Here is a 21,173-nt window from a genome sequence, read left to right on the forward strand (position 1 = left end):
CACCGCAATGCAGCAATGGGCGGCGGCCATCCCCATATGCTAGGACCTGTCCCCATTCCCGCCCGTCCGGGCGCCACACCAGGTCGCAATGCTCTCCGCTGAACTCGCCATCATCGTCGTCCTCATCGTCGTCAACGGACTGTTATCCATGTCCGAGCTGGCCATCGTGTCGTCGCGCCCCGCCCGGCTGGCGCTGCTGGCGGAAAAGGGCGTGTCCGGCGCGCGGCGGGCGCTGACCTTGGCCTCCGACCCCGGCCGCTTCCTGTCGACGGTGCAGATCGGCATCACCCTGGTCGGCGTGCTCTCCGGCGCCTTCTCCGGCGCCACGCTCGGCCAGCGCCTCACGCAATGGCTGCTCGAGGTCGGGATGAGCGCCTCGGTCGCCGACATCGTCGGCGTCGGGCTCGTCGTCAGCATCATCACCTATGCGACCCTGATCGTCGGCGAGCTGGTGCCGAAGCAGCTCGCGCTGCGCGATCCCGAGGCGATTGCGGTGCGCGTCGCGCCGGCGATGCAGGTGCTCGCCAAAGTATCGCTGCCGCTGGTGGTGCTGCTCGATCTCTCCGGCAAGCTGATCCTGGCGCTGCTCGGCCGCTCCGGCGAGGCCGAGGAGAAGGTCTCGGAAGCAGAGATCCACCATCTCGTCCGCGAGGCCGAGACCGCCGGCGTGCTCGAGCCCGGCGAGAAGGAGATGATCGCCGGCGTGATGCGGCTCGGCGACCGCCCGGTCGGCGCCATCATGACGCCACGCCCGGAGGTCGATGTCGTCGACCTCAACGATGACCCCAAGGCGATCCGCGAGCTGCTCGCCAAGAGCCCGCATTCGCGCCTGCCGGTGTCCGACGGCGAGCGTGACCGCCCGATCGGCGTGCTCCAGGCCAAGGATCTGCTGGCGGCTTATTTGCGCGACGAGACGCCGGATTTGCGCAGCCTGGTGCGCGAGGTGCCGATCATTCCCTCCACCGTCGACGCCCGCGACGTCATCGCGATCCTGAAAGTGGCGCCGGTGCATATGGGCCTCGTGCACGACGAATACGGCGCGTTCGAAGGCGTCGTGACGGCCGCCGACATTCTCGAATCGATCGTCGGCGCGTTCTCTTCAGAAGACGGCCCGCCCGAGCCCGCCTGCGTCCGCCGCGACGACGGCTCGCTGCTGGTCTCCGGCTGGATGCCGCTCGACGAGTTCGCCGATGCCCTCGCCATCGACGTGCCGCCGCATCGCGGCTACCACACCGTCGCCGGCCTGGTGCTACAGCACTTCGGCAGCGTGCCCGATGTCGGCCAGAGCTTCGAGCTCGACGGCTGGCGCTTCGAAATCATCGACCTCGACGGCCGCCGCATCGACAAGATCCTGGCCACAAAGCTCGCACCCGACGGCGGCGAGCCGAATGTGGGGTAGGTGAGCCTCTGTAGGATAGTTGAGCCCCTCCTCTTGCCACACGAACGGTACGCTCCCTCTCCCCGTTCTTACGGGGAGAGGGCTGGGGTGAGGGGCAGCCACGCGGGTGGTGCCGCTACTAATTAGCACCTGCCTGCGAATCCGAGAGAGCCGAGACGCAGCGCCGTATGTGCCATGCCCCTCACCCGGATTGCTGCGCAATCCGACCTCTCCCCGCAAAAGGGCGGGGAGAGGTGCACTATGCATGCCGCGCATTCTTGCCCCGATTGTTGCGACACTCATCGCCGCACGACAGGTGCGCCCCCTCTCCCCGTTCTTCACGGGGAGAGGGTCGGGGTGAGGGGCAGCCACGCGGGTGGTGCATCCTATTAGCACCGACCCATGAGTCCGATAGACCTGCGTCGCGGCTTCGGTGGTGCCATGCCCCTCACCCGGATTGCTGCGCAATCCGACCTCTCCCCGCAGAAGGGCGGGGAGAGGTGCACTGTGCACGCCGCGCATTATTGCCCAGATTGTTGCGACACTATCATCGCCGCACGACAGGTGCGCCCCCTCTCCCCGTTCTTCACGGGGAGAGGGTCGGGGTGAGGGGCAGCCACGCGGGTGGTGCCGCTACTAATTAGCACCTGCCTGCGAGTCCGAGAGAGCCGAGACGCAGCGCCGTTCGCGCCATGCCCCTCACCCGGATTGCTGCGCAATCCGACCGCTCAGCGCGAGCGAAGCTCGTCGCGCCCCCGCAAAGGGCGGGGAGAGGTGCACCGTGCGCGCGGCACGCCGTTTGCCACAAACAACATCCCGATCGACGATTCGCCCGTCGGGCAGAGTGCCAATCTCCAAGACGCCGGCAGACGGCAGATTCACCATTCGGAAGCTCTGCGTCAAAACACTCATTTCCCGAACGCGTCCAATGAGAAGCCTCGTTTCAAGATCCCCCGCGCAAATAAATCGCTTCCGAAAATCATAACTCCCGTTCTATCCTCCCTCCGTTCCGGTCCGGATGAGGGGCGTACGCGTCGTCACGAACGTTGGACCGGCAATGCGATGGACGTGATGGCGGCGCTGGACGAGCGCTGGCATCACGGACGGCGAAATCGTGTGGTCCTGACCTCCCGACGCTGAGGTCCGCGGCAGCGCGCGTGACGCGTGTCGTCGCCACGGTGGCCAGAAGCCGGTGCACCGGGGAGAGTACGTATAAGCCGTTAAAACCGATCGCGCAGGGAGGGCCGGGTAGGCGGCCTCAAGCGGTCGTCGCAACATCAAGTGTTTTCATTCCCGACAGCAACTCGTCAAGCGCCTCGGCTGGGGTTTTCCATCCCAGCGTCTTTCTCGGCCTGGAATTGAGCGCTGCGGCCACAGCGGCGATCTCGTCGGCATCGTAGATGCTCAGATCTGTGCCCTTCGGAAAGTACTGCCGCAGCAGGCCGTTTGTGTTCTCGTTGGTGCCACGCTGCCAGGGGCTCCTTGGATCGCAAAAGTAGACTTGGATTTCCGTAGCGATCGTCAAGTCGCTATGCTTGGCCATTTCGGCCCCCTGATCCCAAGTGAGCGAGCGGCGCAGTTCCTTGGGCAAGGTGATGATGGTGCGCGTGATCGCATCGCGTACCGCTTCAGCTCCGTGTCCGGAGAGCGCAGGACCATCTTTCGTACGGGGGCCGTCGTCAAACCCTGGCAACCGTGGAAGGTGCAGGAGCATTGTAAACCGCGTGCTGCGTTCGACCAGCGTGCCGATTGCCGAACTCTCGGAGCCAACGATCAGATCCCCTTCCCAATGTCCCGGCACGGCGCGATCCGCGACTTCAGCCGGACGCTCACTGATCATGATCTCCGGCGAGACGAAGCCTCTGCTGCGCTTCCGCGTGCGCGCTCGAGGCACCCGCAGCGCACGTCCCGTTCGCAAGCAGGCCGTCAACTCGCGATTCAGCGCTCCTCTGCTCTGAACAAAAAGTGCCTGGTAAATGGCTTCGTGACTGATCCGCATCGTCTCGTCATCCGGGAAGTCGATCGGCAAGCGTTAGGCGATCTGCTCGGGGCTCCAGGCTTTTGCCCATCGCCGCTCCTGGTCCGAACCCGCACGATAGGTCTTCCGCCGAGCGCCGCCTGGAGGCGCGACAACTCCAGCCAGCCGTTCTTCAACATAAGTGCGCAAGGCCGCGTTGCTTGCAAGCTTGCTCGGCTTGGGACGCCGGGCCGATCGATCTGCATGCCACTGGGCGGCCGTCGCCCGATAGGCCATCTTGCCGCCATGCGTCGCAGCATTGCGATCGAGCTCACGAGAGATGGTCGAGGGAGACCGATCAAGGCGCCGTGCTATTTCTCGTACAGAATGGCGCTGCGCATGCAGCAGTGCAATCTCTTCGCGCTCAGAAAAAGAGAGGTATCGTCCGGAGAGCGGCTTCGCCGACGGCCTGAACATCGCTGGTACCACGCCGCCTGCCTTTCGAAACAACCGGGGGCCGACAGCATCGGCCAATCCAGCGGCCAGCGCAGCATTCTCGCTGTTCAACCCAGCGGCAATCCCCCGCCAAAATTTCTGCTGTTCCGCACGTCCCGCAACTGGTGGGCGCCCCATCGATCCCAGCTTGCCTCGCGTTGACCATCTCTTTCGAATCCCCATCGCAACCTCCTCATCGAGTGTTGCGACGACCGATTGAATCCGCCGTCTGTCCGGCTGAACCTGTGGTACCTGCCGCCTGCACTTTTTTCCGCAGGCGGGCCACGGGCCTCAGTCGAGGTCCGGCTCTCCCTGCGCCCTCACAAGTCCCGAGGGCCACCCATAGGGCACGCCCCGGACATCACATGTCGCGGGAACGTGAAGACGCGGCCTGCATATCCTTTGATAGGCCGGTCGAGACCGGAATTCCCGGTCGTCAGCGCTTGAAATCAAACCATCACAGAGGGCACTTAGGGTGCCGATTCGGCCGGCGAGCCTGCCGGCGCGACCAGCCCTCAAGGCCATGACGAGGACCCGTCCGCAGCCCCGAGGGCTGCGGCCGACGAGACGAGACACGCCGATGCTGCTCCAGGACATCAGGACCACCGTGCTCCGCGAGGCCGTGCGCCCCAACATCTGGGACGTCGTCGCGCTGATCATCGTGGTCGGCGCGATGGTGCTGATCGTCTATGGCGGCGAGCAGACCACGCTGCCGCTCTCGGCGCTCGACACCGCCCCCGTCTCGCTCGACCCGTCCAACCTGCCGCTCTACGCGCTGCGCACGACGCTCCGCATGCTGCTCGCGATCACCTGCTCGTTGGTCTTCACCTTCGTCTACGCGGCGCTGGCGGCCAAGAGCCGGCGCGCCGAGATCGTGCTGATCCCGCTGCTCGACATCCTGCAATCGGTGCCGATCCTCGGCTTCCTGACCTTCACCGTCGTGTTCTTCATGAACCTGTTCCCGGGCAAGGTGCTAGGCGCCGAGCTTGCCTGCGTGTTCGCGATCTTCACCAGCCAGGCCTGGAACATGACCTTCAGCATGTACCAGTCGATGCGCAACGTGCCGAAGGATCTCGAGGAGGCGACGCGCAGCTTCCACCTCTCGGGCTGGCAGCGCTTCTGGCGGCTCGACGTTCCCTATGCAATGCCCGGCCTGATCTGGAATGCGATGATGTCGATGTCCGGCGGCTGGTTCTTCGTCGTGGCGTCGGAGGCCATCACCGTCGGCAACACCACGGTCACTTTGCCCGGCATCGGCTCCTATGTCGCGCTCGCCATCCAGCAGAAGGATCTCGCCGCGATCGGCGCCGCGCTGCTGACGATGCTCTTGGTGATCACCGCCTATGACCAGTTGCTGTTCCGGCCGATCGTGGCCTGGGCCGACAAATTCCGCTTCGAGCAGACCGCGTCAGGCGATCCCCCCTCATCCTGGATGCTCGATCTGTTCCGGCGCACCCGCGCGCTGCGCTCGCTGTCGATCCCGTTCGCGGCGATCAACCGCTCGTTCTCCAACCTGCGGATCAACTGGCCGAAGGCCTGGAGCGGCCCGGTGCGCCATGCGCCACCGTCGCAGCTCGTCGACGGCCTCTGGCTCGCCGTGGTCATTCTCGGCTGCGCCTATGCCGGCTGGAAGACCTATCTGTATCTATCTGCAACCCTGGCACCGTCGGACCTCCTCAGCGCGATCGGCTACGGCATGATCACGCTGATCCGCGTCGCCGTGCTGATCGCGCTGGCCTCGCTGATCTGGGTCCCCGTCGGCGTCTGGATCGGGCTGCGGCCCAAGCTCGCCGAGCGCATCCAGCCCCTGGCGCAATTCCTCGCCGCCTTCCCGGCCAACCTCGCCTTCCCCGTGTTCGTCGTGCTGATCGTGCGCTACGGCCTCGACGCCAATGTCTGGCTCAGCCCGCTGATGATCCTGGGCACGCAGTGGTACATCCTGTTCAACGTCATCGCCGGCGCCAGCGCCTTCCCGACCGATCTGCGCGAGGCCGCCGCGAGCCTGCACCTCACCGGCTGGCGCTGGTGGTTCAAGGTGGTGCTGCCCGGCGTCTTCCCCTATTACATCACCGGCGCCATCACCGCGTCGGGCGGATCGTGGAATGCGGCGATCGTGGCCGAGGTCGCGAGCTGGGGCGACACGCACCTGACCGCCTCCGGCCTCGGCGCCTATATCGCAGAAGCCACCGAGCGCGGCGACTTCCCGCGCGTGGTGCTCGGCATTGCCGTGATGTGCATTCTCGTCACTCTGTTCAACCGGCTGCTGTGGCGGCCGCTCTATGCCTTCGGCGAACGCCGGCTGCGGCTCGGCTGACCGGGAGAGATCATCATGCGCGACCAGGTCAAGGACACCTCGCTGATCGAGATCAAGAGCGTGAGCCGGATGTTTCCCAAGGGCAGCGGCGAGGATCTCGTCGTGCTGGAGAAGGTCGATCTCACCATCCGCGCCGGCGAGATCGTCGGCCTGCTCGGCCGCTCCGGCTCGGGCAAGTCGACCTTGCTGCGGATCATCGCGGGCCTGGTGTCGCCATCATCGGGCGAAGCCAAGTGCCGCGGCGAGATCATCGCCGGGCCGCCGCGCGGCGTCGCCATGGTGTTCCAATCCTTCGCGCTGTTTCCCTGGCTCACCGTGCTGCAGAACGTCGAGCTCGGCCTGGAGGCGCTCGGCATCGACAGCGCCGAGCGGCGCAAGCGCGCGCTGGCCGCGATCGACCTGATCGGCCTCGACGGCTTCGAATCCGCCTTTCCCAAGGAGCTGTCCGGCGGCATGCGCCAGCGCGTCGGCTTCGCCCGCGCCCTCGTGGTGCATCCCGACCTGCTGCTGATGGACGAGCCGTTCTCCGCGCTCGACGTGCTCACCGCGGAAACGCTGCGCACCGACCTCGTCGATCTCTGGATCGACGGCCGGCTGCCGATCAAATCGGTGCTGATGGTGACGCACAACATCGAGGAGGCGGTGCTGATGTGCGACCGCGTGCTGGTGTTCTCCTCCAATCCCGGCCGCGTCGCCGCCGAGTTCAAGATCGACTTAGCCCATCCGCGCAACCGGCTCGATCCCGCGTTCCGCCAGCTCGTCGACAGCCTCTATGCCCGGATGACGCAGCGGCCCGAGCCGAAGCTGCCGAGCACCGCCAGCGCCGGCGTCGGCATGGTGCTGAGCCACGTCTCCTCGAACTCGATCTCCGGCCTGATCGAGGCGCTCGCCGGCGAGCCGTACAAGGGCCACGCCGACCTGCCCGTGCTGGCCGGTCACCTGCAGCTCGAAGTCGACGAGATCTTTCCGCTGGCGGAGGCGCTGCAACTGCTGCGCTTCGCGCATCTCAGCGAAGGCGATCTGACCTTGACCGAGGCCGGCCGCCGCTTCGCTGATCTCGAAACCGACGAGCGCAAGAAGCTGTTCGCGGCGCATCTGATGGAGAACGTGCCGCTGATGGGCCTGATCCGCCGCGTGCTCGACGACCGTCCGTCACACGCCGCACCAGCCGCGCGCTTCCGCATCGAGCTCGAGGACTACATGTCCGAGCAATATGCTGACGAGACCCTGCAGACCATCGTCTCCTGGGGCCGCTATGCTGAACTCTTCTCCTACGACGAGCAGTCGGAAACGTTCAGCCTGGAGAACCCGCATTAGCTCCGCGACCGCCCCACCCTCCACTGTCGTCCCGGGCAAGTCCGGCAACGCGAAGCGTTGGCGGACGCCGACCCGGGACCCATACCGCGTGATCTGTCTTGTGGCAGGCGGCGTGTTGAACCTTTCGCACAACAAACAACGGCCGGTGCTTCTGGATCCCCGCTTTCGCGGGGATGACACCGAGGGGGAGGACGCGGCGCGCGCAACGAATAACGGTGTGCCGATCTCACGCCGCCGCAAACGTATCCGGCCGCGCCATCGCCCAGGCATCGCGGAAGCGGACATCCTGCGTGCCCTCGAGCAACTCACCCGGCCGCAGCGACGGATAGAGTTTTGCGAAGGAGGACACCTCCGTGGTCGACGTCCGCTGTGAGAAGTGGATCGGCCGCAGATCCTGCGGATGCTCGAGGCCGGCCGCCGCCAGCAGCTCGGCCAGTGCATGCAGGGTCGCGTGATGATAGTTGTAGACACGCTGGATCTTGTCCGGGACGACCAGCGCGCGGGCACGCGTTGGGTCCTGCGTCGCGACGCCGGTCGGGCACTTGTCGGTATGACAGCTCAGCGACTGGATGCAGCCGAGCGCGAACATGAAGCCGCGCGCCGAGTTGCACCAATCGGCGCCGATCGACATCGCGCGGGCCATATCGAAAGCGGTGGCGATCTTACCGGAGGCGCCGATCTTGACGCGGTCGCGGATGTTCATGCCGACCAGCGCATTGTGCACGAAGTTGACGCCCTCGCGCATCGGCATGCCCAGATGGTCCATGAACTCCAGCGGCGCCGCGCCGGTGCCGCCCTCATTGCCGTCGACCACGATGAAGTCGGGATAGATTCCGGTCTCCAGCATCGCCTTGCAGATCGCCAGGAACTCCCAGGGATGGCCGATGCACAGCTTGAACCCGGCGGGCTTGCCGCCCGACAGCCGCCGCATCTCGCCGATGAACTGCATCATGCCGATGGGCGTCGAGAACGCGCGATGCGCCGGCGGCGAGATACAGTCCTCGCCCATCGCCACACCGCGGATCTTGGATATCTCCTCGGAGACTTTCGCGGCGGGCAGCACGCCGCCATGGCCCGGCTTGGCGCCCTGGCTGACCTTGAGCTCGACCATCTTGATTTGGTCAGTGGCCGCGACACGCGCGAAGGCTTCGGGATCGAAGCTGCCGTCACGGTGACGGCACCCAAAGTAGCCCGAGCCGATCTCCCAGATGATGTCGCCGCCCATCTCGGCGTGATACGGGCTGAAGCCACCCTCGCCCGTGTCATGGGCGAAGCCGCCGCGCTTGGCGCCGCCGTTCAGCGCACGCACCGCGTTCGGGCTCAGCGCGCCGAAGCTCATCGCGGAGATGTTGAACACCGAGGCCGAGTACGGCTTCGCGCAATCGGGGCCGCCGATCTGAATCCGGAATTTCTCCTCCGCATGCGGCTTGGGCGACACCGAATGGTGCATCCACTCATAGCCCTCGCGGTAGACGTCCTCCTGGGTGCCGAACGGGCGCTTGTCGAGCACCATTTTCGCGCGCTGATAGACCACCGCGCGAGTATCGCGCGAGAACGGCATGCCGTCCTTCTCGCTCTCGAAGAAATACTGCCGCATCTCCGGCCGGATCTCCTCGAGGATGAAGCGCAGATGCGCCGAGATCGGGTAGTTGCGCAGCACGGCGTGGCTGCTCTGCAGCAGGTCCCTGACGCCGAGCGCGGTCAGCGCCCCGAAAATCAGCAACGGAATGAGCACGAGATCGAAGATCTTGCGATCATAGATGCCGAGGATGAGCAGCAGAGCGGTCGCCGTGGCGCAGATCGTCAGCACGATGTAGCGCGGCGAGAACGGAAGCAGCAGCGTATCCATGGAAAGCCCCGGAGCGGATCGTGGACGGTCGGTACGGACGATACTACGCGCATCACGAAACAATCGTTACACACGCGCGTGCGAATGGCCATCGGCGGTATCACATCGTCGAGTGCCAGCCGCGACCGAAGGGGGTGCCAGGATAGGCCTGCGCCAGGCGCGCGGCGGCGGCGCCCGAGCCTAACGGATCGACCGAATCTTCGGGCCTGCCCAGGCGGTCGATTGACCCGACCGCCGCACGCTGTCTCAGCCGTCGGCGAACAGGCCGGAATGCGCCTCGCGGAGCTGCCGCTTCAAGAGCTTGCCGCTCGGGTTCTTCGGCAGCGCATCGACGAACACCACGCGCTTCGGCGTCTTGAACGAGGCCAGCCGGCTCGAGGCCTGCTTGAGCAGCGCCTCCTCGGTCAGCTCGCATCCGGACTTCACCACGACCATCGCCACGACGGCCTCGACCCAGCGCGGATGCGGCAGGCCGACCACGGCGACCTCCGACACTTCCGGGATCTGGTACAGCGCCTCCTCGACCTCGCGGCTGGCGACATTCTCGCCGCCGGTCTTGATCATGTCCTTCTTGCGGTCGACGATGGTGATGTAGCCTTCCTCGTCGATGGTCGCGAGATCGCCGGAGTGAAACCAGCCGCCCTGGAAGGCGGCGGCCGTGCGCTCGTCATCGTGGAAGTAGCCGAGCATCAGATGCGGCGAGCGGTGCACGACCTCGCCGACCTCGCCCGGCGCGACATCCTTCATGTCGTCATCGACAACGCGGGTCTCGACGTTGAGCACGGCGCGGCCGCAAGAGCCGGGCTTGCGCAGCTGATCCTCCGGTCCGAGCATCGTCGCGAGCGGCGCGATCTCGGTCTGGCCGTAGAGATTCCACAGCCGCACCTTGGGCAGCCGCTGCGCCAGCTCGCGCAGCACCTCGACCGGCATGATCGAGGCGCCGTAATAGCCCTTGCGCAAGGTCGACACGTCAGTGGTCTCGAACAGCGGCGAGCGCAGGATCGAGATCCACACCGTCGGCGGCGCGAAGAACGAGCTGATGCGGTGCTTGGCGATCAGCGGCAGCAGATTGTCGGGCGTCGGAAACGCCGTGATGATGTTGGTGGCGCCGACATAGATCGAGGGGCCGAAGAACACGTCGAGCTGCGCGCAGTGATACAGCGGCAGCGCATGCAGGGTGACGTCGTCCGCGGCGATGCCGGCGTCGACCACGCAGCTCACATACTGCCAGATGACCGCGTCATGGGTCAGCATCGCGCCCTTCGGCAGCGACTCCGTCCCCGAGGTGTAGACGATCTGCGCGACATCGCTGCCGGCGATCTCGACGGCAGGCACCGTTGCGGTGGAAGCGGCGAGCTCGGCGAAATCGATCATGTCGCCCTGCCGATCGCTCGGGCCTTCCGAGGGAAGCCAAATCAGTTGCTCGACAGCCGGCGCCAAGTCCTTCGCGGCGCGCGCCACACCCGCAAAGCCGCTGTCGGTCGCGAGCAGCCGCGCGCCGGCATGCTTGAGGATGTAGGCGACCTCCTCCGGCTTGAGCATGAAGTTGATCGGCACCAGCACCGCACCGAGCCGCGCCAACGCGAAGCGCAGCGCGGCGAAGGCGTGCGAATTGCGAGCGAGGATGGCGACACGCTCGCCCTTGCCGACGCCGCGGGCGGCCAGACCTGCCGCGAGGCGATCGGTGATGGCGTTGAACTCGGCGTAGGTCCAGCTGGTGTCGCCGCAGATCACGGCCGTCTTTGCGGGCGTGCGCGCCGCGCTCCGCCGCAGGAGGTCACCGAGCGTCTGCCTGCGAACGATGGAATCCATGGCCTTTCCCCTTGCTGTCACGGGGATGGCTGCCTGGCTGGCAATCCGCGTCCCCTCCCTGGTGCGCGCCGGACGTCTGAAGGTCCGGCTTGGCTTGCGAAAATCGCACAGCCGCTTCGGCGCCTGCAAGGAGGATATTGCCAACGAAAAGAGCGCCCCGATTGCGTCGAGGCGCTCTTTGTCGAATTCCAAGACTGCGAGGTCGGCGGCTCAGCGCTCAACGAACGCCTTCTCGATCACGAAATGACCGGGCTCGTTGCCGCTGCCCTCGAGGAAGCCGCGCGACTCGAACATGGTCTTGAGCTCTTCCAGCATCGCCGGGCTGCCGCACATCATCACGCGGTCCTTGGCGATATCCAGATCATGCTGGCCGAGGTCGTTGAACAGCTGCTGCGACGAGATCAGGTCGGTGATGCGGCCGCGGTTGCGGAACGGCTCGCGGGTGACGGTCGGATAGTAGTGCAGCTTGCCTTCGAGCAGCTCTCCGAACAGCTCGTCCTCGCGCAGCTTGGCGACGACGCTCTCGCCATAGGCGAGCTCGGCGACCTGGCGGCAGCCATGGACGAGCACGATGCTCTCGAAGCGATCGTAGACGTCCGGATCCTTGATCAGGCTGGCGAACGGAGCGAGGCCGGTGCCGGTCGACAGCAGCAGCAGCCGGCTGCCCGGCAGCAGATTGTCAGGGATCAGCGTGCCCGTCGCCTTGCGGCCGACCAGGATGGTGTCGCCTTCCTTGATCTTCTGGAGGCGCGAGGTCAACGGACCGTCCTGCACCTTGATGCTGAAGAACTCGAGTTCCTCCTCGTGATTCGCGCTCGCCATGCTGTAGGCGCGCAGCAACGGGCGGCCCTCGACCTCGAGGCCGATCATCGCAAACTGGCCATTCTGGAAGCGGAAGCCCGCATCACGGGTCGCCCGGAAGGAGAACAGAGTGTCCGTCCAGTGGTGAACGGAAAGAACTTTCTCTTTATAGAACGCGCTCATGTCGTTTGTTTTTTCACGTGGGCTGAAGTTGGAAGAAACAAGTCGTGACGAGGCAGGACCGCAAAAAACCCTATAGATCCCAGCGATTTTCGGCGCCTGATGTACGTGAAAACAGCGAATAATCAACCCGCATGGCTGCACCATTGATCACGATCAAACGCATGCCGGCCCATACTGGATCGCTGCCGCCGGTCGTTCATTCGTACACAAACGATCTGGGCAATTTACTTGCCGAGATTGTGACTTTCCAGCACTTTAATTCCGCATATCCGGCCTAATCCTTGAGCAATGATTAACCATCCCCACCGCCAGCTCGCTGCCGTCACCCGCTATTGCGCCGAACGCGGGATTTTGCTCGACGTCCGGGAGGACGGCTGGTTGCTGGTGCTTGGCAATGCCACCAGACGTCACCTGATCTTCGGCTATGATCTCGGCCTGAACAGTGCGGTGGCGCACAGAATTGCCTGCGACAAGGCGGCGACAGCGGCACTGCTCGGGGCCTCCGGGGTTCCGGCGGTTCCGCACGCGCTCTTCCTTGCGCCGACGGTGACGGGGGTCATCGAGCCCGATTGGGCATCCGTTCTGGAGTTGCTCGAGGCCCATCCAAACGGTCTTGTGGTGAAGCCGAACGAGGGAACGTCGGGGCGCGGCGTCACGCGCGTCTATACCTCGACCGAGCTGAAGGACGCGCTCACGCTCATTTTCGAGACCGGCGCCAGCGCAGCGATTGCGCCGCTATTGGAGATCGCCGACGAGGTCCGGGTCATCCTGCTCGATGGCGTTCCGCTGATCGTCTATCGCAAGCAGCGGCCGGTCGTGACCGGCGACGGGGTTCATTCCCTGCGAGAGCTCGCGCTGAAGGCGGTGCCAGTCCAGCAGCAGTCACAAGTATTGCGGCGTCTCGCTGCGGAATTCGACGCATCGGCGCAGCACGCGATCATCCCGCACGGCGAGCACCGCCTGCTGAGCTGGCGGCACAATCTCGAATGCGGCGCCCGGCCGGTGCTGCTGACCGACGGCGAATTGCGCGAGACCTGCACGGCGCTGGCGCGGGCGGCCGCACGCGCGATCAGCATCCGCTATGCGTCCGTCGATGTCGTGATGGCCGACGGGCATTGGCGGGTGCTCGAGATCAATTCTGGTGTGAAGATGGAGGCGCTTGGCGAGCAGGCGCCCGAGCTGGTGGAGGCGGCCATTTTCGCCGCGCTCGACGCGGTCTTCGGTCGCGATCCCCAGGGATGAGCGGCAGACGCGCCCCAAGCCTCGCAACAAGATTTCTCTAGCCTCCATGAGAATGAGGGATTAGTCTCCGGTCCAAAATAAACAGTATACTGTCAATTGGGAGAACGTCCTTGCGCATCGCCGTGCTCGGCGGCGGCCCTGGCGGGCTGTATTTCGCCTATCTCTGGAAGAAGCAGCACCCTGCCGCCGTCGTCGATCTGTTCGAGCAGAACCCGGCCGGCGCGACCTGGGGCTTCGGCGTCGTGTTCTCCGACCAGGCGCTGGAATTCCTCCGCGCCGATGACCCCGACACGGTGGATGCGATCGCACCGCGCATGCAGAGCTGGCGCAACATCACGCTCAATCTTCATGGCGAAAGCGTCGAGATCGACGGCGTCGGCTTCTCCGCAATCGGCCGGCTCGAATTGCTGAAGCTGCTGCAGGCGCGCGCCGAAAGCGCCGGCGTCGTCGCCCGCTACGGCACGATGATCCAGTCGCTCGATCAACTCTCCGGCTACGACCTGATCGTTGCCGCTGACGGGCTCAACTCGCTGGTTCGGCGGAGCTTCGAGGGCGATTTCGGCTTCTCGGTGTCCTACTCGAGCAACAAGTTCGCCTGGTACGGCACCAGCAAGACCTTCCCGACGCTGTCGCAGACCTTCGTCAGGACGGATCGCGGCACCTTCAATGCGCATCATTATCGCTACGCGCCCGACATGAGCACGTTTCTGGTCGAGTGCGATCGCGCCACCTGGCAGGCCTACGGCTTCGCCGAAATGTCGGTCGATGAGTCCCGGCGCGTCTGCGAGCAGGTCTTTGCCGATACGCTCGACGGCCATTCGCTCGTCTCCAACCGCTCGGTCTGGCGCAATTTCCCGTGGGTTTGGAACGAGCAATGGTGGCACCGGAATATGGTGCTGATCGGCGATGCGCTCCACACTGCGCATTTCTCGATCGGCTCGGGGACGCGGCTCGCGATCGAGGATGCCATCGCGCTCGCTAGAGCGATTGATGCCGAAACCGATCTCTCCGGCGGCCTCGCGCGCTACCAGGCGGAGCGGCAGCCGATCGTGAAGAAGCTGGTGACCGCCGCCCGCACCAGCGCCGATTGGTATGAAAAATTCCCATCGCATATGAAGCTCGGTTTGATGGACTTTGCCTACAGTTACATCACGCGCTCCGGTCGCATCGACGACGCCAGGCTGCGCGCGATGGCGCCGCAGTTCATGGCGCGCTACGAGTCATCGCGCATGGAGGGAGGCCGGGCATGACACGGGAGATCGCCGATCAGGTTCCTTCGGACAGCGCCGGTGCCCGCGAGATCGGCTTCGCGATCCCTGCGCGCTACAACGCCAGCCGCGTGCTGTTCGACAATCTCACCAGGGGCAACGCGAGTAAGCCTGCGCTGATCGGCCCGGCCGGCCAGCGCAGCTACGCCGAGCTGTGCGCCGAAGCCTGCCGGTGGGGCAACGGCTTTGCGTCGCTTGGGCTTGCCCGCGGCGACCGGGTGCTGCTGTTCCTGGACGACACGCCGGCCTACCCGGCCGCCTTCTTCGGCGCGGTGCGCGCGGGCTACGTGCCGCTGCTGATCAACACGCTGACGCCGCCCGACCTGCTGCAATTCTATCTCGCGGATTCCGGCGCCAAGGTCGCCGTCGCAGATGCGGAGTTTGCCGGACGCTTCGACACCCAGGCTTGCACGGCTACAGCGCTGCAGACCCTCATTGTCGTCAACGGCGAGGCGCCGACCACGGCGGCGCCGTCGACCATTGCCGTCGACCGGTGGCTGGTCAATTTCGCCACGGAGCTCGCGGAAGCCGACACCCACCGCAACGAGATGGCGTTCTGGATGTACTCGTCAGGCTCGACCGGCCGCCCGAAGGGCATCGTCCATCTGCAGCACGACATGGCCTATAGCGAGCAGGCGTTTGCGAGGAACGTGCTGCGGCTGAGGCCGGACGACATCTGCTTCTCGGTGCCGAAGATCTTCTTCGCCTACGGCTTCGGCAACGCCATCACGTTTCCATTCTCGGTCGGCGCAACGACTCTGCTGCTGCCCGGCCAGCCGAAGCCCGCGGCGATCTTCGACGCGATCAGCCGCTTCCGTCCGTCCGTGTTCTTCGGCCTGCCGACGCTCTACACCGCGCTGACCAAGGCCGAGGGCACGGAGGAAGCCGACTTCTCGTCTCTGCGCCTGTCGGTCTCTGCGGCCGAAGTGCTCTCCGCCGAGGTCTTCAACGGCTGGAAGAGCCTCACGGGATTGGAGATCGTCGAAGGGCTCGGCTCGACCGAGGTGCTGCACGTCTATCTCTCCAACCGCGAGGATCGCAAGAAGCTCGGCGCCGCGGGCCTGCGCGTGCCTGGCTACGAGATCGCGCTGCGCGACAAGGACGGCCACGACGTGGCGACCGGCGAGGAAGGCATTTTGTGGGTCCGCGGCGATTCCAACACGCCGCTGTATTGGAACCGGCCGGACAAGACCGCGGAGACGATCCGCGACGGCGGCTGGATCTACACCGGCGACCGCTTCGTGCGCGATGCCGACGGCTTCCACTTCTTCCGCGGCCGCGCCGATGACCTCGTCAAGATCTCCGGCCAATGGGTCTATCCGCTCGAGGTCGAGCTGTGTCTGGCCGAGCATCCGGACGTCAGGGAATGCGCCGTATTCGCGCATGAGCTGCCCGACAGGCGGATGAGCTTGAAGGCGGTCGTGGTGACCAACGGCGAGGCCCGCGATGAGCCGGCCATGACCAGGACGCTGCAGGACTACGTCAAGGCCAAGCTGCTGCCGTACAAATATCCGCGTGAGATCGTCTTCATCGACGAGTTGCCGAAGACCGGCACTGGCAAGATCGACCGTCAGGCGGTGATGCGGCTATGAACGAACACCGTCCGCGGAGGATGCACGAGCACCAGAGTTCAGCCGGCTTTGCCGAGATGCTCCAGCGCGTCCTCGGCACGCAGCGGCACCCGCGACACCTCGTTGTTGAGATCGACCAGTTGCGACAGGAGCGCCATCAGCGCCTTGCGGTCGGCCGCCTTCAGCGGCGCCAGCATGCGCGCCTGCGCCCGGTCGACGGCCGGCATGATGTTCCGCAGCAGCGCCGCGCCGGCCTTGGTCAGATAGAGCAGCTTGACGCGCTTGTCCTCTGCCGACGGCTTGCGCTCGACATGACCCTTTGCCTCGAGCCGCTCAATGACGCTGCCGAGCGTGGAGCGGTCGAAGGCGATCACTGCGGACAGCCTGGTAGCATCGATGCCCGGGTGATTCTGGATCGCAACCAGCGCGGCATATTGCACGGGCGTGAGATCGAACTCGCGGCATTCTTCTACGAAGATGGACACTGCGATCTGCTGCATGCGCCGGAACAGATAGCCCGGCTTGGTGTAGACCGCGTCCATCGTGATATCAGGCGGCTTACTCGGCATCGGGCTGGCGCTCCGGCGCGGCATCCGCAAAGGCCGACATGGCCTTCGCGGCGGCCTCGGCCTGCAGCAAACGCGGGAACGCCGCGACATCGACGCCGAAGCGACGCGCATTGCCGAGCTGCGGCACCAGGCAGAGATCAGCCAGGGTCGGCGCGTCACCGAAGCAGAACGGGCCGGGCTCATGCTTGACCAGAGCCTCACAGGCCGCCAGGCCCTCGCGATTGGCCCAGCCGGCCCATGCCGTAACCTTGTCCTCGGGCAGGCCAAGCTCGCGCAGCCGCGCCAGCACCTTCAGGTTCTGCACCGGATGCGTGTCGCAGGCGAGCACCTGCGCGAAGGCGCGGACGTGGGCGCGGCGCAGCGGATCCTTGGGCAGCAACGGCGGCGCGGGGTGGGTCTCGTCGAGCCATTCGATGATGGCGAGCGACTGGATCAGCGTTGCCCCGCTGTCGTCCTCCAAGGTGGGAACGAAGCCTTGGGGATTGAGGGCGAGATAGGCGGGCGCTCGCTGCTCGCCTTTCCGGAGGTGGTGCGGAAGATGCTCGGCGGTGAGACCCTTGAGGTTCAGCGCGATCCTGACACGATAGGATGCGCTGCTGCGGAAATAGCCGTGCAGCTTCATCGTGGCACTCCTCCCGAAATGATAGCTCTGGTTGTCATTGACGGTAATCTGATTGACAGTATACTGTCAATCAATAACGACATCTGATCGGGAGGGCGCGCATGGCCGCAGTTTCGACCCCGGAACGCGAGGCTTTCTACAAGAAGATCGACGGCGAGAGCATGACGGCGCTGTGGACGGTGATGAGCGATCTCATCACGCCGGAGCCGAAGAGCGCATGCCGCCCGCATTTGTGGCAGTTCGCGGCGATTCGCGACTACATGATCGAGGCCGGGCGGCTGATCACGGCGAAGGAAGCCGAGCGCCGCGTGCTCATCCTGGAGAACCCGGGGCTGCGCGGCCAGTCCAAGGTCACCACCTCGCTCTACGCCGGCATCCAGATGGTGATCCCCGGCGATATCGCCCCGGCCCATCGCCACAGCCAGTCGGCGCTGCGCTTCGTGCTGGAGGGCAAGGGTGCATTCACGACGGTCGACGGAGAACGGACACTGATGGAGCCCGGCGACTTCATCATCACGCCGTCGATGACCTGGCATGATCACGGCAACGAAACGTCAGAGCCGATGTTCTGGCTCGATGGTCTCGACATCCCTCTGGTGCAGTTCCTCGATGCCTCATTCGCGCAGGGATCGCAGGAGGACCAGCAGAAGGTCGCGCGCCCCGCCGGCGACAGCTTTGCGCGTTACGGCCACAATCTGCTGCCGGTCGACGCCAAGCGCAGATCGCGGACGTCGCCGATCTTCAACTATCCCTATGCCTATACGCGCGAGGCGCTGGAGAAAGCCAAGCGCAGCGAGGAATGGGATGCGTGCCATGGGCTGAAGCTGAAGTTCTCCAATCCGGAGACCGGCGACTTCGCGATGCCGACGATCGGCACTTTCATCCAGCTGCTGCCGAAGAGCTTCAAGAGCGCGCGCTATCGCTCCACCGATGCCACGGTCTTTACTGCGATCGAGGGCCGGGGGCGCAGCCGCATCGGCGACCAGACGTTCGAATGGGGGCCGCGCGATCTGTTCGTGGTGCCGAGCTGGCAATGGATCAGCCACGAGGCGGAGGAGGATGCCGTGCTGTTCTCATTCTCCGACCGTCCGGTTCAGGAGAAGCTCGATTTGTTCCGCGAGGATCGCGGCAATGCGTGAGGCGCTCAGCGCCAGTGCAGCAGCCGCGCTTCGAGCAGGCTGATCAGCCGGCCGATCGCGAGGCCGAACAGCGACAGCATCAGGATGCCGGCCATCAGCTGATCGGTCTGCATCAGATTGCCGGCCTGCAGCACGAAGGTGCCGATGCCGGTCTCGGCGCCGATCATCTCCGCGGAGACCACCAGCATCAGCGCCACGGACGCGGTGATGCGGAAGCCGGCCAGGATCGAGGGCAGCGCGCCGGGCCAGATCACCTTGCGCACGATCGTCGGGAACGGCACGTCAAAACTCTGCGCCATGCGGATCAGATTGCGCGGCACCGCGTCGACGCCGCTATAGACCGAGATCGCGGTCGAGAAGAACACGCCGAGCGCGATCGTCGCGATCTTCGGCTGCTCGCCGATGCCGAGCCAGAGGATCAAGAGCGGCAGCACGGCGATCTTCGGAATCGGGAACAGCGCCGAGACGAAGGTGATGCCGACGCTACGTGCGATCCGCCACAGCCCGATGGCGAAGCCGACGACGATCCCGGTCGCAGTGCCCAGCGCCCAGCCCGAGAGGATGCGCAGCACCGAGGCCGAGACGTGCTGCCAGAGAGCGCCACTCTCGGCGAGCCGATACAGCGCACGCAGGATGCCGAGCGGCGTCGGCAGGAACAGCGGATTGATCAGCGCGAGGCTGCCGATCGATTGCCACAGCCCGAGCACGGCGGCGAGCGCAAGCAAGCCTGCCCAACGGCTGGACGCCGGCGTGAATCCGCCGCCGCGGAAGCGCACCGGCTTGGTGTCTACATCACCGGTGCGATGCCCGTCGGCTGGGGTGCGATCAAGCATGCTGAACCTCGCGCTCGGCATCAATCGCCTCGGTCCGGATCAGCGACCACAGCTCGTTCTGGAGATCCAGCAATTGCGCGCGCATCGCGGCATCACCGCGGGCGCGCCGGGCGGTCGGGATGGTGACGACCTTCCGGATGCGGCCAGGACGGCGGGACAGCACGACAATCCGATCAGCGAGCCGGACGGCTTCCTCGAGATTATGCGTCACATAGACCGCGCCCATCGTGCCATCGGCGAGCAGGTCGACGAAGTCTTCCATCAGCAGCTCACGGGTCTGCGAGTCCAGCGCCGACAGCGGCTCGTCCATCAGCAGGATCGCCGGCCGGACGACGAGCGCACGCGCGATGCCGACGCGCTGGCGCATGCCGCCGGATAATTGCTTCGGAAAGGCCGACCTGAACTCGGCAAGCCCCGTCCGTCTCAACGCATCGTCGACGGCGGCAGTCCGTTGCGGCGCAGATAGCGATGTATGCAGGAGCGGAAAGGCGACGTTGTCCGCGACGCTCGCCCATGGCAGCAGGGCGAAATCCTGGAACACGAAGGTCAGCGGGTTCAGACTGCCAAGCGGCGGCGCGCCGCGCAGCAACGCCTGTCCCGCACTCGGCTGCAGCAGTCCGCCGAGGATCGAGAGCAGCGTGCTCTTGCCGCAGCCCGAGGGACCGACGACGGCCACCACCTCGCCGGCGCCGACGGTGAAAGAGACACCGTCGAGCACATGGAGCGCATCGAAACGGTGGCTGATGGTGTCGGCGATCAGGTCCATCTCAAATCATCCGCCGCAAGTCCGGACGTGTCTCCTGCCCATCAATCCGGCTTCACATACTCTTTTGCGATGATCGCGGCCGCATCGTAGCCCTGGTCTGCAAAGCCCTGGGCCTGGAGCCATTTGACCTGACTGTCGATGTTCTTCACGTCGAGCTTGCCCTCGGGATCGATATAGGCGCAGTTGCCGACGACTTGGTCGACCGGCAGGTTGGTGTATTTGCCGATGATCTCAAGCAACGGCTTCGTCTTCTCGTCGATCGCAGCGTTGCCGTCCTTCACGGAGGCGAGCACCACGTCGTGATATTCACGGTCGGCGCGCTGCAGCGCCTCCAGCAGCTTCGTGACGACGGCCGCTTTGGCCAGGGTCTTCGGCCCCCCGAAGACTCCGCTGACCTGCCAGGGCGTCTCGTCGCCGACCCAACCCAGGTGCTTGACGGCGCCCTCCTCCATCAGCTTGCGCGCGACGGAGACCGGCATCAGCGCCGCATCCACCGTCTCACCCTTGATCGCAGCAGCCATGTTCGACATCGACTGCAACGGCACGATCTTCACGTCGGCGAGCTTGAATCCGTATTTGTCGGCGAGCAGACCGACCGAATAGTGGAAGCTCGACCCGACCTGGGTCATCGCCACGCGCTTGCCCGCGATGTCCTTCGGCGTCTTGAGACCGGCCTCATAGGCTTTGTTGCTGGCGAAGTAGCCGATCAGCGGAAAGCCGGGGCGATCGCGGCTCATGCCGGCGATGATCTTCAAGGCTCCCTTGCCGGCAAGGTTGTACAGCCCGGCGGTGAAGGCGGTCACGCCGACATCGACGTCGCCGGTTGCGGTCGCCACGGCGATCGGCTGCGCCGCATCGAAGAACTTCAGCTCGACATCCAGCCCGGCCTCGCGGAAATAGCCCTTGTCGAGCGCGATGAACACGGGCGCTGACGATGACAGCCTGAGAACGCCGAGCCGCAGCCTGGTGTCCTCGGCACGAGCAGCGCTGATCGACGCCAAGATGACAATGGCCGTCAGAACCAGGTTCAAGCACCGCAACATCAAGCTCTCCAAGA

General features: G+C 65.3%; 15 protein-coding genes and 1 pseudogene. 7 read left to right on the forward strand and 9 right to left on the reverse strand.

Annotation, left to right across the window (positions count from 1 at the left end):
- Positions 1-88: 88 nt before the first annotated feature.
- Positions 89-1,399 (forward strand): hemolysin family protein, encoded by a 1,311-nt coding sequence (locus ACVILH_RS05215; RefSeq protein WP_456711940.1) that lies wholly within the window; start codon positions 89-91, stop codon positions 1,397-1,399.
- Between the two features lie 1,237 nt (positions 1,400-2,636).
- Here the strand turns inward: ACVILH_RS05215 and ACVILH_RS05220 are convergent.
- Positions 2,637-4,013, reverse strand: a pseudogene (locus tag ACVILH_RS05220) (IS30 family transposase).
- A 397-nt stretch (positions 4,014-4,410) separates the two neighbouring features.
- Here ACVILH_RS05220 and ACVILH_RS05225 point away from each other — a divergent pair.
- Together ACVILH_RS05225 and ACVILH_RS05230 are read left to right on the forward strand one after the other, a co-directional pair.
- Positions 4,411-6,144 (forward strand): ABC transporter permease, encoded by a 1,734-nt coding sequence (locus ACVILH_RS05225; RefSeq protein ID WP_456711941.1) that lies wholly within the window; start codon positions 4,411-4,413, stop codon positions 6,142-6,144.
- A 15-nt stretch (positions 6,145-6,159) separates the two neighbouring features.
- Positions 6,160-7,461, forward strand: coding sequence for an ABC transporter ATP-binding protein (locus ACVILH_RS05230; RefSeq protein WP_456711942.1), 1,302 nt, complete (start codon positions 6,160-6,162; stop codon positions 7,459-7,461).
- Between the two features lie 226 nt (positions 7,462-7,687).
- Here the strand turns inward: ACVILH_RS05230 and ACVILH_RS05235 are convergent, their stop codons facing one another.
- The 3 genes from ACVILH_RS05235 to ACVILH_RS05245 all read right to left on the reverse strand — a co-directional run bounded on the left by ACVILH_RS05235 (position 7,688) and on the right by ACVILH_RS05245 (position 12,106).
- Positions 7,688-9,310, reverse strand: a complete 1,623-nt coding sequence (locus ACVILH_RS05235) for an FMN-binding glutamate synthase family protein (RefSeq protein WP_456711943.1) — start codon at positions 9,308-9,310, stop codon at positions 7,688-7,690.
- 246 nt (positions 9,311-9,556) lie between these two features.
- Complete coding sequence (locus ACVILH_RS05240) at positions 9,557-11,122, reverse strand: acyl-CoA synthetase (protein ID WP_456711944.1); 1,566 nt, start codon at positions 11,120-11,122, stop codon at positions 9,557-9,559.
- 210 nt (positions 11,123-11,332) lie between these two features.
- Positions 11,333-12,106: a ferredoxin--NADP reductase gene (locus tag ACVILH_RS05245; protein WP_456711945.1), complete on the reverse strand. Its 774-nt coding sequence runs from the start codon at positions 12,104-12,106 to the stop codon at positions 11,333-11,335.
- 288 nt (positions 12,107-12,394) lie between these two features.
- Here ACVILH_RS05245 and ACVILH_RS05250 point away from each other — a divergent pair, with 288 nt between their 5' ends.
- The 3 genes from ACVILH_RS05250 (at position 12,395) to ACVILH_RS05260 (ending at position 16,208) form a co-directional block, all read left to right on the forward strand.
- Positions 12,395-13,348: an ATP-grasp domain-containing protein gene (locus tag ACVILH_RS05250; protein WP_456711946.1), complete on the forward strand. Its 954-nt coding sequence runs from the start codon at positions 12,395-12,397 to the stop codon at positions 13,346-13,348.
- Positions 13,349-13,458: 110 nt separating this feature from the next.
- Positions 13,459-14,598 carry an FAD-dependent monooxygenase gene (locus ACVILH_RS05255; RefSeq protein ID WP_456711947.1) on the forward strand — a complete coding sequence of 380 codons (1,140 nt, stop codon included), beginning with the start codon at positions 13,459-13,461 and terminating at the stop codon, positions 14,596-14,598.
- The gene (locus ACVILH_RS05260) at positions 14,595-16,208 is read left to right on the forward strand and encodes a benzoate-CoA ligase family protein (protein WP_456711948.1); all 1,614 of its coding nucleotides are present in this window, start codon (positions 14,595-14,597) and stop codon (positions 16,206-16,208) included. The genes ACVILH_RS05255 and ACVILH_RS05260 overlap by 4 nt, the downstream gene beginning before the upstream one ends.
- 38 nt (positions 16,209-16,246) lie before the next feature.
- Here ACVILH_RS05260 and ACVILH_RS05265 read toward each other — a convergent pair whose 3' ends face one another.
- Positions 16,247-16,756: a MarR family winged helix-turn-helix transcriptional regulator gene (locus tag ACVILH_RS05265; RefSeq protein ID WP_456711949.1), complete on the reverse strand. Its 510-nt coding sequence runs from the start codon at positions 16,754-16,756 to the stop codon at positions 16,247-16,249.
- Entirely contained in the window at positions 16,746-17,378 is a 633-nt protein-coding gene (gene maiA / locus ACVILH_RS05270) for a maleylacetoacetate isomerase (protein WP_456711950.1), read from the reverse strand. The genes ACVILH_RS05265 and maiA overlap by 11 nt, the downstream gene beginning before the upstream one ends.
- Positions 17,379-17,479: 101 nt before the next feature.
- On the opposite strand from maiA, the gene gtdA reads away from it, so the two are divergent.
- Complete coding sequence (gene gtdA, locus ACVILH_RS05275; RefSeq protein WP_456711951.1) at positions 17,480-18,517, forward strand: gentisate 1,2-dioxygenase; 1,038 nt, start codon at positions 17,480-17,482, stop codon at positions 18,515-18,517.
- 5 nt (positions 18,518-18,522) lie between these two features.
- On the opposite strand, the gene ACVILH_RS05280 is transcribed toward gtdA, so the two are convergent.
- From ACVILH_RS05280 to ACVILH_RS05290, 3 genes are read right to left on the reverse strand one after another with little or no spacing between them, the layout of a single operon-like run.
- Positions 18,523-19,350 (reverse strand): ABC transporter permease, encoded by an 828-nt coding sequence (locus ACVILH_RS05280; protein ID WP_456711952.1) that lies wholly within the window; start codon positions 19,348-19,350, stop codon positions 18,523-18,525.
- Complete coding sequence (locus tag ACVILH_RS05285; RefSeq protein ID WP_456711953.1) at positions 19,343-20,116, reverse strand: ABC transporter ATP-binding protein; 774 nt, start codon at positions 20,114-20,116, stop codon at positions 19,343-19,345. Before ACVILH_RS05285 ends, ACVILH_RS05280 begins: the two co-directional genes overlap by 8 nt.
- A gap of 41 nt (positions 20,117-20,157) precedes the next feature.
- A complete protein-coding gene (locus tag ACVILH_RS05290; RefSeq protein WP_456711954.1) occupies positions 20,158-21,159 on the reverse strand; it encodes an ABC transporter substrate-binding protein in 1,002 nt (333 codons plus the stop codon).
- Positions 21,160-21,173: the final 14 nt, after the last annotated feature.

The sequence above is a fragment of the Bradyrhizobium sp. USDA 4353 genome (genome assembly GCF_054063215.1).